This window comes from Muricoccus roseus, from assembly GCF_900141905.1.
In the GTDB taxonomy this organism is placed as follows: Bacteria; Pseudomonadota; Alphaproteobacteria; order Acetobacterales; family Acetobacteraceae; genus Roseomonas; species Roseomonas rosea.
The window spans coordinates 39,280-52,893 of the sequence record NZ_FQZF01000002.1; the positions used below are offsets into that span (position 1 = coordinate 39,280).

Sequence of the window (13,614 nt, forward strand, 5' to 3'; positions counted from 1 at the left end):
TCATGAAGATCCATGCCGGCTACGACATCACCTATGAGTGCCCCGCGCCCACGCCGATGATACTGGCGCTGAGCGTGCATCCCTCGCGCATGCCGGATGTCATCGGGCCGCATCAGATCCGCTTCGACCCGCCGATCGGCGCGACGGAGTACCGGGACGGCTACGGCAACATCTGCCACCGGATCGTCGCGCCGGCTGGGCGGCTGACCATCTCCACGCGCTTCGACGTGCTCGACCCCGGCGTGCCGGACGTCCATGCGCCCGAGGCGCGGCAGCTGCCGGTGGAGGAACTGCCGGATGACGCGCTCGTCTTCCTCCTTGCCAGCCGCTACTGCGAGACCGACCGCCTCTCGGACCTCGCCTGGTCCCTCTTCGGCGGCACGGAGTCCGGCTGGGCGCGGGTGCAGGCGATCTGCGACTACGCGCATCAGCGGATCCAGTTCGGCTACGAGCACGCGGACGTCTTCCGCACCGCCTTCAGCGGCAACACGGACCGGGTGGGCGTCTGCCGGGATTACGCGCATCTTGCCGTCACGCTCTGCCGCTGCATGAACATCCCGGCGCGCTACTGCACCGGCTACCTTGGGGATATCGGCGTGCCCGCGTCGGATGCGGCCATGGACTTCTCGGCCTGGTTCGAGGTCTATCTCGGCGGGCACTGGTATACCTTCGACGCGCGGCACAACTTCCCGCGCATCGGGCGCATCCTGATGGCCCGCGGGCGGGATGCGGCGGATGTGGCCATCACCACCACCTTCGGTTCCTGCCAGCTGGCGGGGTTCAACGTGGTGACGGATGAGGTGAAGCTGGGGTGAGCGAGCCGGCACCGGTCACGCTGCTGAACGCGGAGGGGGCCTCGCCCTTCGTCCTGCTCTGCGAGCACGCCTCCAACCACATCCCGGCACGCCTTGGCGCGCTGGGGCTGCCGCCAGCGGAGCTGTCGCGGCACATCGCCTGGGATATCGGCGCGGCCGAGCTTGCGCGGCGGCTTTCGGCGCTGCTGGACGCGCCGCTCTTCCTCGCTGGCGTATCGCGGCTGGTGATCGACCTGAACCGCCCGCCCGGCGTGCCGACCAGCATTCCCGAGCGGAGCGAGGATACCGCGATCCCCGGCAATCTCGGCCTGGGGGTGGAGGAGCGGGCGGCGCGGGAGGGGGCGTGGTTCCATCCCTTTCACGTGGCGGTCGCGGCGCTGCTCGACCGGCGCCAGGCGGCGGGGGCACCAACCCTGGTGGTCGGCGTGCACAGCTTCACGCCGCGCTTCCAGGGCGTGGATCGTCCCTGGCATGCGGGGGTGCTGTTCGGAGAGGCGGAGGTGTTCGGCCGGGCGCTGGCCGCCGCCATCGGCGCCGATCCGTCGCTGGTGGTGGGGGAGAACGAGCCCTACCGGATCGAGCCGGGGGTGCATGACTACACCGTGCCAGTGCATGGGGATGCGCGGGGGCTGGACGCGGCGCTGATCGAGGTGCGGCAGGACCTGCTGGCGGACGCGGCGGAGATCGAGGCCTGGGCCCTGCGCCTGGCTTCCGCTCTTGGGGTGGCGGCCGGCCGGTCGCCGTGATCCCGCCCAGTCGCCTCGACCCGATCAGCCTGTGAAGCCGGAATAGGGTAGAAGGGCTGACTTAATGCTTTGCTGCACCGCAGCAGGGCGCTAGGCTGCTGCCGGGGCCCAGGCCTGCCCCGGAGAGGATGGTCGCCTTGACCCAGCTGTCCCGAGCCATTCCCCTGGCCGGCAACCGGTCGGAACGGGGGGTGCCGCTCCCCCTGTACCCGCACCGGCTCTATGAGGATGCCGCGGCCCTCGTGCTCGGCACCTTCATGGTGGGACTTGGCCTGGTTCTCTATGGCGAGGCGCGGATCGTGACGAGTGGCCTGGCGGGGCTGGCGCTGCTGCTCGGCTATGCCTCGCCGCTGGACCCGGGGACGCTGTTCTTCGCGCTTAACCTTCCCTTCCTCGCCTTCGGCTGGCGCCGGATGGGGTGGCGGGTGATGCTGCGGACGGTCATCGCCATCGGTGTGATCTCGCTCCTCACCCGCTTCTCGCCGCTGTGGCTCGGCATTGCGCATCTTTCCCCGGTCTATGCCGCCGTCATGGGGGGAATCCTCATGGGCATGGGCGCTTTGGCCCTGGTGCGGCACCGCACGGGGCTGGGCGGCATCAACCTCGTGGCCATGGACCTGCAGGAGCGGCGGGGCTGGCGGGCAGGCTATGTTCAGCTCGCCTTCGATGCCCTGGTCATGCTGGGTGCCTGCTTCGTGCTGGAAGGCCGCGAGCTCGTGCTCTCGATGCTCGGGGCGCTGGTGCTGAACATGATCCTGGCCATGAACCACAAGCCCGGGCGCTATCTCGGGGTCAGCTGAGCATCGCTTTCGGCCTTGCTTCCGCCGGGCCTCCCGGCGAGGGTTTCGCCTGCCGCGACGGGGCCCCTTCCAGGCCCCGCCCCGCAGGAGGCCCACCCCCATGCTGGATTCGTCGATCCCGCCCGAGAGCCTGGCCCTGCGCGCCTGCCGCCTGTTCGAGACCACCGATGCCGAGGACGCCCGGAGCCGCATCTCCCGGGTGATGCAGCCGCATGCGCTGCGCTTCCACGGGCGGGGCGGGGCCACCCGGCTGCACATGGACTTCCTCCGGCTCGGCGGGGTGGGGCTGGGCACGATCGCGCTGGGGGCCGCCTCGATCGAGGTGCCGCCGCTGGACGAGTACCACCTCGTCCTGCTCTGCCTTTCGGGCCACGCGGTGCTGCGAAGGGGTGGGGAGGAGTTCGGGGTAGGGCGGAACAGCGGGGCGATCTGCCTGTCTGGCCAGCCCTTCAGCGCGCGCTTCTCCGCCGATTGCGAGCAACTCATCGTCCGCATCGACCGCGCGCGGCTGGCGGCCTTCGAGGGAGACGCGGCCATTCGCCTCGCGCGCCGGCTGGATCTGGGCAGTGCGCGGCTGGCGCCCTTTCTCACGCTGCTGCGCGGCCTGGCGACGGAGGCCGCGACGGTCCGGATGGTCCGGCAGGATCGGGGGGTCGCGGCGGATTACGAGCAGCTCCTCCTGCGCCTGCTGCTGGCGGGCGCGGAGGCCGAGGCGCCGGCGCGCAATGCCGGGCATGCCCGGCCCGCCTCGCTGCGTCGCGCCAAGGCCTTCATGGAGGCGCAGGCGGGCGGGGTGATCACCCTGGCCGGGATCGCCGAGGCGGCGGGGGTGCCGGAGCGCACGCTGCATGACGCCTTCCGCCGCTTCGAGGGCACCACCCCCATGCGCTGGCTGCGCAACCTCCGGCTCGACCAGGCCCGTGCGCGGCTCCGCGCCGGGGCCGGAGAGGGCGGGGTGACGGCGGTGGCGCTGGGCGTGGGCTTCACCCATCTCAGCCGCTTCGCACAGGACTATGCCGAACGCTTCGGCGAGCGGCCCTCGGAGACGATGCGCCGCCGCTGATCAGGCGGGCGGGCGCAGCAGTGCCTCGAAGGGGCGCTCCGCCGCGGCAAGCCGCGCGGGCGAGATTCGGGGAGCGGGATCATCCGTGACCACGCCTCCGCCCTGCGTGGCATGGGCGGCGATGGCGGCGCGCTTCGCCGGCTGATGCGCGGCGATGCCGAGGCGCCATCCCTCCCTGGCCGCGCCCGGCGCGACGGCGCGGGCACCGGCATAGGCGATATGGCCGACGCCGCTGCCGGCCGCCACCTCGGAGGCGATGCGGTGGGCCGCCCGGCCGGCCGCGCCCTCCGGCCAGGGGGCGAGGATGAGGTTGCAGTCGCGCGCCCACATGACGAGGCGGACGGCGCGGATGATGGCCTCGAACACCGGCCCTTCTTCCGGCGTCGGCCCATCGAAGAGACCGGCCATCAGCAGGCGCTCCGGGCGGAGGCCGAGGCGGTGGACCGCCTCGCGCGTCTCCCTCTCGCGCAGGGCGGCGATGCGCTCGGGCGGGAAGGCGCGGGAGCCGGGATGGGAGGCGCTGCCGTCATGCAGCACCATCACGAAGGGCGGGCGGCCGCGCCGGCAGGCCTCGGCGATGAGCCCGCCGCAATCGAGGCTTTCATCGCCGGGCTGGAGGGCGAGGATGAGCAGGTTCTCCTCGCCGGTCACGGTGGCGAGGGCCGCCTCGGGCAGGGCGGCGAAGGGGTCCGGGGCGGTCATGCGGCGGCGCGTCGCGTCATGGGGCCCGATCTAAGAGCCGTTGCGGTGCGCTGAGGAAGGGGCGGGCGCAACGGTTCTGCGCGATGCGGATAGGCGCATGGAGCGTCTGCGGGTTGCGGATAGTGGCCCGCGACATGCTTCTGGGAGGATGAGGAGGGCCTCGGCCCTTTCAGGAGGACCAACCATGGACCAGCTTCCGCCGGGCGGCCCGCCCCTGGGTGCCCCCGCCTTCCCGCGTGCCGACGGGTCCCGCGTCCCCTACAGGATGTTCAGCGACCCGGAGATCTACGCGCTGGAGCAGGAGCGCATCTACCGCGGCCCCACATGGAACTTCCTGGGCCTGGAAGCCGAGATCCCGAAACCCGGCGACTACAAGAGCACCTTCATCGGCGACACGCCGGTCGTGATGACGCGCGCCGAGGACGGGGAGCTGGCCGCCTGGGTGAACCGCTGCGCGCATCGCGGCGCGGTGGTCTGCCGGCTGCCGCGGGGCAATGCGCTGTCCCATAGCTGCGTCTATCACCAGTGGAGCTTCGGCACGAAGGGCAACCTGCAGGGCGTGCCCTTCCGGCGCGGCCAGAAGGACGCCACGGGCATGCCGAAGGACTTCGACCCGAAGCAGCACAACCTGCGGCAGCTGCGGGTGGAGAGCTATCGCGGCCTCGTCTTCGCGACCTTCAGCGACACGGTGGAGCCGCTGGCCGACTATATCGGGCCGGAGATGCGGCCCTATCTGGACCGCGTGTTCCACAAGCCCGTCACTTATCTCGGCTGCACGCGGCAGTATTCCGACAGCAACTGGAAGCTCTACTACGAGAACGTGAAGGACCCCTATCACGCCAGTCTGCTGCACCTGTTCCACACCACCTTCAACATCTTCCGCGTGGGCATGAAGGCGCGCTGCGTGCCGGATGCGAAGCGCGGGATGCACAGCGTCATCTTTGTAATGAAGAACGAGGAGGACACCTCCTCGGGCGACTACAAGGCGCAGCAGATCCGTTCCTATGACGAGGGCTTCCGGCTGGAGGATGATTCGATCCTGGCGCTGGAGCCGGAATACGAGGAGATCGCGACCAACCAGATCCAGCCCATCTTCCCGCAGCTGGTGGTGCAGCAGATCCACAACACGCTCGTCTGCCGCCAGCTTCTGCCGAAGGGGCCGGACCATTTCGAGCTGGTGTTCCACTTCTTCGGCTATGAGGACGACACGCCGGAGATGCGGAAGCTCCGGATCAAGCAGGCCAATCTCGTGGGGCCCGCCGGCTACATCTCCATGGAGGACACAGAGGCGACGGAGCTGGTGCAGCGCGGCACCGTGCGGGATGGCGACAAGGCCTCGGTCATCGACATGTCGCGGGACGCGCCGGAGCGGCGGGACACGCTGATCTCCGAGCAGCTCATCCGCCATTTCTGGATGGGCTACCGCGACATCATGGGCCTCGGCGTGGAGCAGGCGGCGGAATGAGCGGGGTGGAGGACCTGATGACGCGGCTGGAGCTGCTTTCGCTCCAGGACCGGTACGTGGCCGCGATCGACAATGACCGCATCGAGGAATGGCCCGGCTTCTTCACCGAGGACTGCCTCTACGAGATCGTCTCTCGCGAGAACGAGGAGGCGGGGCTGCCGGCACCGGTGATCCACTGCGACAACGGGCGGATGCTGCGGGACCGGGTGGTCGCGCTGCGCCATGCCAATATCTATGAGAAGCCGGCCTATCGTCACATGCTCTCCGGGATGGAATGGCGGGAGGAGGCGGATGGAAGCTATGCCATTTCCACCAGCTATGTGGTGGTGAACACGTCGCAGGAGGGCGAGAGCCGCATCTACCAGGCCGGCCGGTACCTGGACCGCGTGGTGCGGACGGAGGCGGGTCTGCGCTTCCGGGAGAAGCGCTGCATCTATGACACGCTGCGCGTGCAAACGCTGCTGGCCTTTCCGATCTGACACGCTCCGGGGGACGAGACGTGACGCAATGGTATGACGCGGCCGCATCCGATGCGGTGACCGAGGATGCGGTGCTGGGCTGCGCAGTGAACGGCGTTCCGGTGGCGATCTTCCGGGTAGAGGGCGAGGTTTTCGCTCTCTACGACCTCTGCTCCCACGGGCACGCGCGGTTGTCGGACGGCTATGTGGAGGATGACTGCGTGGAGTGCCCCCTGCACCAGGGGCTGGTGGATATCCGCACGGGCAAGCCGCGCAGCGCGCCGATCAGCGAGCCCGTGCGCAGCATTCCCGCGCGGGAGGTCGAGGGGCGGATCGAGGTGGAGCTCTGACCGCCATGGATCCGGTCTGGGAATACATGACAGGCCAGGCGCGGCCCGGCCACCCGGCGCTGATCTCGGCCTTCGAGCAGGAAGGGGAGGAGTCCCTTGTGCTGGGGCCGGCATTGGACCTGCCCTATGGCGCCCATGCGCGGGAGCGGTTCGACTTCTATGCCGCGCCAGGACCCTGGCGCGGCACGCTCGCCTATTTCCATGCAGGCTACTGGCAATTCCGCGACAAGGCGCAGTTCCGATTCCTTGCGCCGCTTTTCCTGGCGCGGGGCCTCGACGTGGCCATGGTGAACTATCCGCTGTGCCCGGATGTCAGCCTTCCCGTTCTGCTGGAATCCGCGCGCCGCGCCGTGCCGGCGGTGCTCGCGCATGCGGCGTCGCTCGGGCGTGGCGGGCAGGCGCTGGTGGCCGCCGGGCATTCGGCGGGTGGGCAGATCGTGGCGGAGCTGGCGCTTTCGGACTGGGGCGCTGCGAAGCCCATCGCGGCCATCGCCGCGCTGAGCGGCGTCTTCGACCTGGAACCGTTGCTGGCGACGCCGCTGAACGACAGGCTGCGGCTGGACCAAGCGACGGCGCGGGCCATGTCCTCCGTGCTGCGCGTCAGGGCTGGCCTGCCGCCGGCCCTTTTCGCCGTCGGGCGGGCGGAGACGCCGGCCTTCCTCGAGCAGAACGACCGGATGTGCCGTGCCTGGGCCGCGGCGGGCAATTCGTCTTCCGCCTATGTCTCCCCGAGCTCGGACCATTTCAGCCTGCTGCGCGACCCCGTGCTGATCGACCGGGTCGCGTCTCTCTTCGGCTAATCGCCGAACATGTAGCCCTGCACGAAGAGGATGTGCTCGCGCATCACGCGGCGCGCCTCCGCGCGGTCGCGCTGGCGCACCGCTTCCACCATCGCATGGTGCTGCGCCTGCAAGGTCGCGCGCCGCTCGGCCGTGTTGCCGCGAGCCTTGAGCTGGCCCCAATCCGTGCGTTCCCGCACCCGCGCCAGGGAGCGGCACATGGCGATGACGGCGCCGTTATGGGTGCCGAGCGCGAAGGCGTCGTGCAGGGCGGCGTCCCAGTGTTCGAAGGCGGCGAGATCGGGGGCTTCGTCGGTGCCGCGCAGGCATTCGGCCATGCGCGCGATATCGGCCTGCGTCGCGCGCGCGACGGCCAGGGAGATCATCTCCGGCTCGAGGATCAGGCGGCATTCGACCACGTCCGATGGGCTGAGGGATTCATCCCCCGCCCGGGCTTCGGCAGGCGGCGCGCTGCGGAAGGTGCCGCGGCCGACATGGCGGACGATCAGCCCCTGGCTCTCCAGCGCATCCAGCGCGCGGCGGACGGTGTTGCGCGCGACGCCGTAGCGCAGGCCCAGCTCCCGTTCGGTGGGCAGCTTTTCGCCCAAGGCCCAACGCTCGGCGCGGAGGTCACGCTCCAGGGCGGCCTGCAGCCCGGCCGCGCCGGCGCGGTCGGGGCTGTCGACTGCGTGCTTGACTGGTCCAACCATTAGGAGAACCATACAGCCAGATTGGTTCAGTTCAAGTGCTGATTGGTATAGGAACCCGCTGATGAAGCTTGCCATGGTCCAGAGCGGCGGCGCGCCGCGCCTCGTGCGGGTGGATGCCGCCGGCCAGCGCTTCTGGCCGGTGGAAAGCCTGGCGCCGAACCTGCCGGGCGAGATGACGGCGCTGATCGCGGCGCTGGCGGATGGCGCCGTGCTGCCGGAACCCTCGGGCGAGGGAGAGGCGCTGGACCAGGCCATGCTGCTCGCGCCGCTCCCCAACCCGCCGCGCAACATCTTCTGCGTGGGCAAGAACTACCACGCCCATGCGCGGGAATTCGCCGGCAGCGGCTACGATTCCTCCTCGACCAGCGCGGCGGATGCCATCCCCAAGGCGCCGATCATCTTCACCAAGCCCTTCACCTCCGTCTCCGGTCCCTGGGACGACATCCCCCTGGTCCCGGGGCTGGATGCCGAGGTGGATTACGAGGCGGAGCTGGCCGTGGTGATCGGTCGCGGCGGCCGCGCCATCCCGAAGGCGGAGGCGATGGCGCATGTCTTCGGCTACACCGTGGTGAACGACGTCACGGCGCGTGACCTGCAGGGCAAGCACAAGCAATGGCTGCTGGGGAAGGGCATCGACGGCTTCTGCCCGATGGGCCCCTGGATCGTGACGGCGGATGAGCTGGATCCGCGGGCCATGCGGGTCTCCTGCACCGTGAACGGCGAGAAGCGGCAGGACGCGGTCACCGCTGACCTGATCTTCGATATCCCGACGCTGATCGAGACCATCTCGCTCAGCATGGCGCTGCTGCCGGGCGACGTGATCGCGACCGGCACGCCGGAAGGCGTGGGCATCGGCTTCAAGCCGCCTCGCTTCCTCCGGGATGGCGACGTGGTGGAATGCGCGATCGAGGGCATCGGGCGCATCCGCAACAGGCTGCGGAAGGTGGACGTCGCCGCACTGCGCGGCGCTGCTTGATCCGCCGCGCTGCGCGGCGCGGGGTGACGCGCCGGGCCATGCGCCCGGCCGGATGAGGAAACGGGAGGAAGGGGCGGCGCCAGATCGCCCTGTCTCCCCAGGGTTCAGGAAGAGCGGGTGGCGAGGCTACCCGCGGGAGGATGGTCGTGCTGCATCGTCGTGACGTGCTGACCGCTCTGGGTGCCGCCGGGCTGCTTCCGACTGCCGCCTGGGGACAGGCTGCCTGGCCGAGCCGGGCGGTCCAGATGATCGTGGCCTTTCCCCCCGGCGGTCAGGCGGATGTCACCGCCCGGCCCGCAGCGGCGGCGCTGGAAAGGGTGTTCGGCCAGGCCGTGCCCGTGGTGAACCGTGCGGGGGCCGGCGGCATCGTCGGCAGCGCGAGCGTCGCCCGGGCGGCACCGGATGGCTACACGGCGTTGATGGCGCTGTCCTCGTTGGGTGTGCTGCCGGAGAGCGAGCGGATCATGGGCCGCACGCCGGCCTATACCGTGGACCAGTTCGCGCCGATCGCCCGCATCACCGCGGATCCCACGGTGATGCTCGTTCCCGCGAAGTCGCCCTGGCGCTCGGTGCAGGACTTCGTGGCCGATGCGAAGAAGCGGCCAGGCGCCATCACCTTCGGCTCGGCAGGGAACTACTCCACCCTCCATGTGGCCATGGCGATGTTCACGGGGGCCGCGGGGATCGACCTGCTGCACGTGCCCTTCCAGGGCGGCGGCCCGGCGCTGACCGCGCTTCTGTCGGGCACGCTGGACTCGCTCGCCTCCGGTCCCGGCCCCGCCCTGGCCCATGTGAAGGAGGGACGCCTCCGGGCACTGGCAAGCTGGGGGCGCGAGCGCATCCCGGGCTTCGAGGACGTGCCCACCTTCATCGAGCTGGGGCACCCCGAGGTGGAGTTCTACATCTGGACCGGCGTGTTCCTGCCGCTCGCGACGCCGGCCCCCGTGCAGGCGCGCTGGCGCGACGCGCTGCGCCAGATCTGCGAGCGCGACGAGGGGCTGAAGCGGGCGCTGGAGGCGGCGGGCAGCCCGATCGCCTACCAGGAGGGCGAGACCTTCGAGCGCTTCTTCCGGGATGACACCGCGCGGCTCGTTCGCGCGGTCCAGCGGATCGGCAAGGTCGAGTAACGGCCGGACAAAGGCGGGAGGAACGAGCATGGCGGCATGGATCACGCGGCGTGGATTAGGCGTGCTGGCGGCAGGGGGCCTCGCCGCGCCCGCCCTGGCGCAGGAGGCCTGGCCGAACCGTCCGGTGCGGATCGTCGTGCCCTTCGGCGCCGGCGGCTCCGCGGACATCGCCGCCCGTAATCTGGCCGAGGCGCTCTCATCCAGCCTCGGCCAACCCTTCATGGTGGAGAACCGGCCCGGCGCGGGCGCGGTGATCGGCACGGATGCCGTCGTGAAGGCGACACCCGATGGCTACACGCTGCTGATGATGTCCAACACCCACACGGCGAACGAGACCCTACTGCCGAACCGGCCCTATGTGCTGATGCGGGACCTCGGCGCGGCGGCGGCGGTGAATGTCGCCCATCACGTGCTGGCCGTGCATCCCTCCCTCGGGGTGAACAGCGTGGCGGAGCTGATCGCCAAGGCGAAGGCCGAGCCGGGGCGGATCGACTACGCGTCCTCCGGCCCTGGCACGCCCTATCACATCGCGGGGGAGGTGTTCCGCGCGATGGCGGGTATCGAGATCCAGCATGTCCCCTACCGCTCCTCCGGCGAGGCGCGGACGGCGCTCATCTCCGGAACCGTGCCGATGATGTTCGACGCGATCCCCACCATGCAGCCGCATGTGGCGGGTGGCCGCGCGAAGGCGCTGGCGACGACGGGGCCGCAACGCGACCCGCTGTTGCCGGACCTTCCCACCGTCGCGGAATCCGGCCTGCCAGGCTACGAGGCCTCGATCTGGCTGGGGGTGATGGTGCCGGCCCAGGTGCCGCGGCCGATCGTGGAGCGGCTGAACGGCGCGGTGAATGCCTGGCTGTCCCGCCCGCAGACGCGTGAGGCCATGGCGAAGCAGGGCGCGCAGCCCATGCCGATGTCGGTGGCGGATTTCGACGGGTTCCTGCGGCGGGATGTGGAGACGCAGGGCCGCTACGTCCGCATGGCGAGGATCGAGGTGAACTAGATGGCGGTCGCCTTCACCCTGAACGGCGCACCGGCCGTGGTGGAGGCGCCGGAGGGCATGACCCTGCTACAGGCGCTGCGCGGGCCGCTCGGGCTCAGCGGTCCCCGCTTCGGCTGCGGGCAGGAGGCGTGTGGCTGCTGCTACGTCACGCTGGATGGCGAGCCGCGCCCCTCCTGCGCCCTGCCGGCGCAGGCGGCGGCGGGGCGCAGGGTGGTCACGGTGGAGGGGCTGGGCTCGCCCGAGCAGCCGCATCCGCTGCAGGCGGCCTTCCTGGCCGAGCAGGCAGGGCAATGCGGCTACTGTCTTTCGGGGATCCTGATCAGCGCGGCCGCCCTGCTCGCGCGGGAGCCGGATCCGGACGAGGTGGCCGTGCGGGCCGCGCTGGAGCCGCATCTTTGCCGCTGCGGGGCGCATAACCGGATGATCCGGGCCGTGCTGCGGGCCGCGCGGATGATGCGGGAGGAGGAGCGGGCGTGAACCTCGCTTTCGGCTTCCCCCTGGGGCAGGCCGGCAACGCGCCGCATCTGCCGGGAAGCCTGCGGGCGGAGCCGAGGCTGTCGCGCTGGTTGCGTTTCTCGGCCGAGGGCTATGTCGAGGTGACGCCTGGGAAGGTGGAGATCGGCCAGGGCATCGTGACGGCCCTCGCGCAGATCGCGGCGGATGAGCTGGACGTGACGCTGGCGCGCGTGCGCATCCGCGCGGCCTCCACGCCCGGCAGCCCGAATGAGGGGGTGACCTCCGGCAGCCTCTCGATCCAGGAGAGCGGCATCGCCATCCGCCATGCCTGCGCCGAGGCGCGGGCCCTGCATCTCGCCCTTGCGGCCCGGCGTGCGGGAGTGCCGGCGGATCGGCTTCAGGTGGAGGACGGAACCTTCCTGCGGCCGGACGGGGTGGCGGCCGGTTCTTACTGGGAGCAGGCCGAGGCCGTGCCGCTGGAGGTGGAGGCGCGCGGCGATGTGGCGCCCAAGGCGGCCGCCTCGCGCCGGCTCGCCGGTTCCTCGGCGCCACGCCTGGACCTGCCCGACAAGGTCTTCGGGCGACCGCGCTACCTGCATGACATGCGCCTGCCCGGGATGCTGCATGCCCGCGTGGTACGGCCGCCCGCGCGTGCCGCCGCGCTGCTGGAATGCCGGGATGGCCCGCTTCCGGGTGACGCGCGGGTGTTGCGGGATGGCCATTTCCTCGCGGTGGTGGCCTCAGAGGAGTGGGCGGCGGAGGCCGCGGCGGCGCGTGTCGCGGCCCGCGCGCGCTGGGACACGCGCGAGAGCCTTCCGGATGAGCGGGACCTCGCCGCCTGGCTGGACGCCACGCCGGCGCAGGGGAGCGAGGTGGCCCGGCACGAGGAGCCGGCGCCTGGGGCGGCTCACCTCGTCTCGGCCCGCTTCCTCCGGCCTTTCCTGGCGCATGGCTCGATCGGGCCGTCCTGCGCGGTGGCGCGGTGGCGGGATGGCGGGCTGGAGGTGTGGACGCACAGCCAGGGCATCTACAACCTGCGCGCCGACCTCGTGACGGTGCTGGGGCTCCAGGCGGAGCGGATCACGGTGCGCCATGTGGAGGGCGCGGGTTGCTACGGCCATAACGGTGCGGATGACGTGGCGCTGGATGCCGCGCTGGTGGCGCGCGCGTATCCCGGCCGCCCCGTGCGCGTGCTGTGGAGCCGGGCCGAGGAGCTGGCCTGGTCCCCCCATTCCCCGGCGGGGCTGATCGACATCGAGGCCGCTGTTGATGCGGGGGGCATGCTGTGCCGCTGGCGAGCCGTGCTGCGAGGGAATGGCCATTCCTCCCGCCCCGGGCGCGCCAAGGATCCCACGCTGCTGTCCGCCGCCCTTCTCGACCCGCCCTTTGCCTGGCCGGTGGCGATCGACGCGCCCATGGCGGGCGGCGGCGGTGGGCAGCGTAACGCCGTGCCGGGCTACCGCGTGCCGTCACTGGACGTTTCGATGCACCGCCTGCTGGAGATGCCGCTCCGCAGCTCCGCCCTGCGCGGGCTGGGTGCGCTGCTGAATGTCTGGGCCACGGAATCCGTGATGGACGAGCTGGCCGAAAGCTCCGGGCAGGACCCCGTCGCCTTCCGTTTGCGACACCTGGAGGAGGACCCGCGCGGGGCCGCGGTGCTGCGGGAGGCAGCCGCGATGTGCGGCTGGCCAGGGGCGGCCGGGGCAGATGGCGTGGGCACCGGCATCGCCATGGCGCGCTACAAGAACACGGGCGGGTGGTGTGCCGTGGCCGCGGAGGTGGAGGCGGCCGAGGTGGTGCGGTGCCGCCGCCTGTGGATCGCGGCCGATGTTGGCGAGGCCATCAACCCGGACGGCGTGATCAACCAGATCGAGGGCGGTGCCATCCAGGCCACCTCCATCGCGCTCAAGGAGGCGGTCCGCTTCGACCGCCTCAACGTGACCAGCGACAGCTGGGACACATACCCCGTGCTGCGCTTCTCCGAGGTTCCCGCGGTGGAGGTCCGGTTGATCGGCCCGCGCGACGCGCCCCCGCTGGGCGCCGGGGAGCCCTCGATGGGGCCGACCATCGCCGCCATCGCAGGTGGCATCCATGCCGCGCTGGGCATCCGCCCGCGCCAGCTGCCCTTCACGCCCGACCTTCTCGCCGCCGCCATGGAATGAGC

At 71.0% G+C, this 13,614-nt stretch carries 15 protein-coding genes; 13 read left to right on the plus strand and 2 right to left on the minus strand.

The genetic code is table 11. The annotated features are described in order from the left end of the window. Positions 1-2 precede the first annotated feature (2 nt). The 4 genes from BUB97_RS00200 (at position 3) to BUB97_RS00215 (ending at position 3,424) form a co-directional block, all read left to right on the plus strand. Positions 3-815, plus strand: a complete 813-nt coding sequence (locus BUB97_RS00200) for a transglutaminase domain-containing protein (protein WP_073130006.1) — start codon at positions 3-5, stop codon at positions 813-815. Next, the gene (locus BUB97_RS00205; protein ID WP_073130008.1) at positions 812-1,561 is read left to right on the plus strand and encodes an N-formylglutamate amidohydrolase; all 750 of its coding nucleotides are present in this window, start codon (positions 812-814) and stop codon (positions 1,559-1,561) included. Before BUB97_RS00200 ends, BUB97_RS00205 begins: the two co-directional genes overlap by 4 nt. A 137-nt stretch (positions 1,562-1,698) precedes the next feature. Then, on the plus strand, positions 1,699-2,361 hold the full coding sequence (locus tag BUB97_RS00210; protein WP_245818103.1) for a DUF6198 family protein: 663 nt from the start codon (positions 1,699-1,701) through the stop codon (positions 2,359-2,361). 100 nt (positions 2,362-2,461) lie between these two features. Then, positions 2,462-3,424 carry an AraC family transcriptional regulator gene (locus BUB97_RS00215; protein WP_073130010.1) on the plus strand — a complete coding sequence of 321 codons (963 nt, stop codon included), beginning with the start codon at positions 2,462-2,464 and terminating at the stop codon, positions 3,422-3,424. Here BUB97_RS00215 and BUB97_RS00220 read toward each other — a convergent pair whose 3' ends face one another. Next, positions 3,425-4,126, minus strand: a complete 702-nt coding sequence (locus BUB97_RS00220) for a PIG-L deacetylase family protein (RefSeq protein ID WP_073130013.1) — start codon at positions 4,124-4,126, stop codon at positions 3,425-3,427. 184 nt (positions 4,127-4,310) lie between these two features. Between BUB97_RS00220 and andAc the strand changes: the two genes are divergently transcribed. From andAc to BUB97_RS00240, 4 genes are read left to right on the plus strand one after another with little or no spacing between them, the layout of a single operon-like run. Continuing rightward, positions 4,311-5,591: an anthranilate 1,2-dioxygenase large subunit AndAc gene (gene andAc, locus BUB97_RS00225; protein WP_073130017.1), complete on the plus strand. Its 1,281-nt coding sequence runs from the start codon at positions 4,311-4,313 to the stop codon at positions 5,589-5,591. Then, the gene (gene andAd / locus BUB97_RS00230) at positions 5,588-6,070 is read left to right on the plus strand and encodes an anthranilate 1,2-dioxygenase small subunit AndAd (RefSeq protein WP_073130019.1); all 483 of its coding nucleotides are present in this window, start codon (positions 5,588-5,590) and stop codon (positions 6,068-6,070) included. Before andAc ends, andAd begins: the two co-directional genes overlap by 4 nt. Before the next feature lie 20 nt (positions 6,071-6,090). Continuing rightward, on the plus strand, positions 6,091-6,399 hold the full coding sequence (andAb, locus tag BUB97_RS00235) for an anthranilate 1,2-dioxygenase ferredoxin subunit AndAb (RefSeq protein WP_073130022.1): 309 nt from the start codon (positions 6,091-6,093) through the stop codon (positions 6,397-6,399). A gap of 5 nt (positions 6,400-6,404) precedes the next feature. Further along, positions 6,405-7,199 carry an alpha/beta hydrolase gene (locus BUB97_RS00240; protein WP_073130024.1) on the plus strand — a complete coding sequence of 265 codons (795 nt, stop codon included), beginning with the start codon at positions 6,405-6,407 and terminating at the stop codon, positions 7,197-7,199. Here the strand turns inward: BUB97_RS00240 and BUB97_RS00245 are convergent. Next, entirely contained in the window at positions 7,196-7,888 is a 693-nt protein-coding gene (locus BUB97_RS00245; protein WP_245818104.1) for a FadR/GntR family transcriptional regulator, read from the minus strand. The genes BUB97_RS00240 and BUB97_RS00245 overlap by 4 nt on opposite strands. A gap of 61 nt (positions 7,889-7,949) precedes the next feature. Between BUB97_RS00245 and BUB97_RS00250 the strand changes: the two genes are divergently transcribed. From BUB97_RS00250 to BUB97_RS00270, 5 genes are all read left to right on the plus strand, one after another. After that, positions 7,950-8,864 carry a fumarylacetoacetate hydrolase family protein gene (locus tag BUB97_RS00250; RefSeq protein WP_073130029.1) on the plus strand — a complete coding sequence of 305 codons (915 nt, stop codon included), beginning with the start codon at positions 7,950-7,952 and terminating at the stop codon, positions 8,862-8,864. 140 nt (positions 8,865-9,004) lie between these two features. Then, positions 9,005-9,991: a Bug family tripartite tricarboxylate transporter substrate binding protein gene (locus BUB97_RS00255; protein ID WP_086061755.1), complete on the plus strand. Its 987-nt coding sequence runs from the start codon at positions 9,005-9,007 to the stop codon at positions 9,989-9,991. Between the two features lie 28 nt (positions 9,992-10,019). After that, entirely contained in the window at positions 10,020-10,994 is a 975-nt protein-coding gene (locus BUB97_RS00260) for a tripartite tricarboxylate transporter substrate binding protein (protein ID WP_073130031.1), read from the plus strand. Further along, complete coding sequence (locus BUB97_RS00265) at positions 10,995-11,471, plus strand: (2Fe-2S)-binding protein (RefSeq protein WP_073130034.1); 477 nt, start codon at positions 10,995-10,997, stop codon at positions 11,469-11,471. Next, positions 11,468-13,612 carry a molybdopterin cofactor-binding domain-containing protein gene (locus BUB97_RS00270; protein WP_217659534.1) on the plus strand — a complete coding sequence of 715 codons (2,145 nt, stop codon included), beginning with the start codon at positions 11,468-11,470 and terminating at the stop codon, positions 13,610-13,612. Before BUB97_RS00265 ends, BUB97_RS00270 begins: the two co-directional genes overlap by 4 nt. Positions 13,613-13,614: the final 2 nt, after the last annotated feature.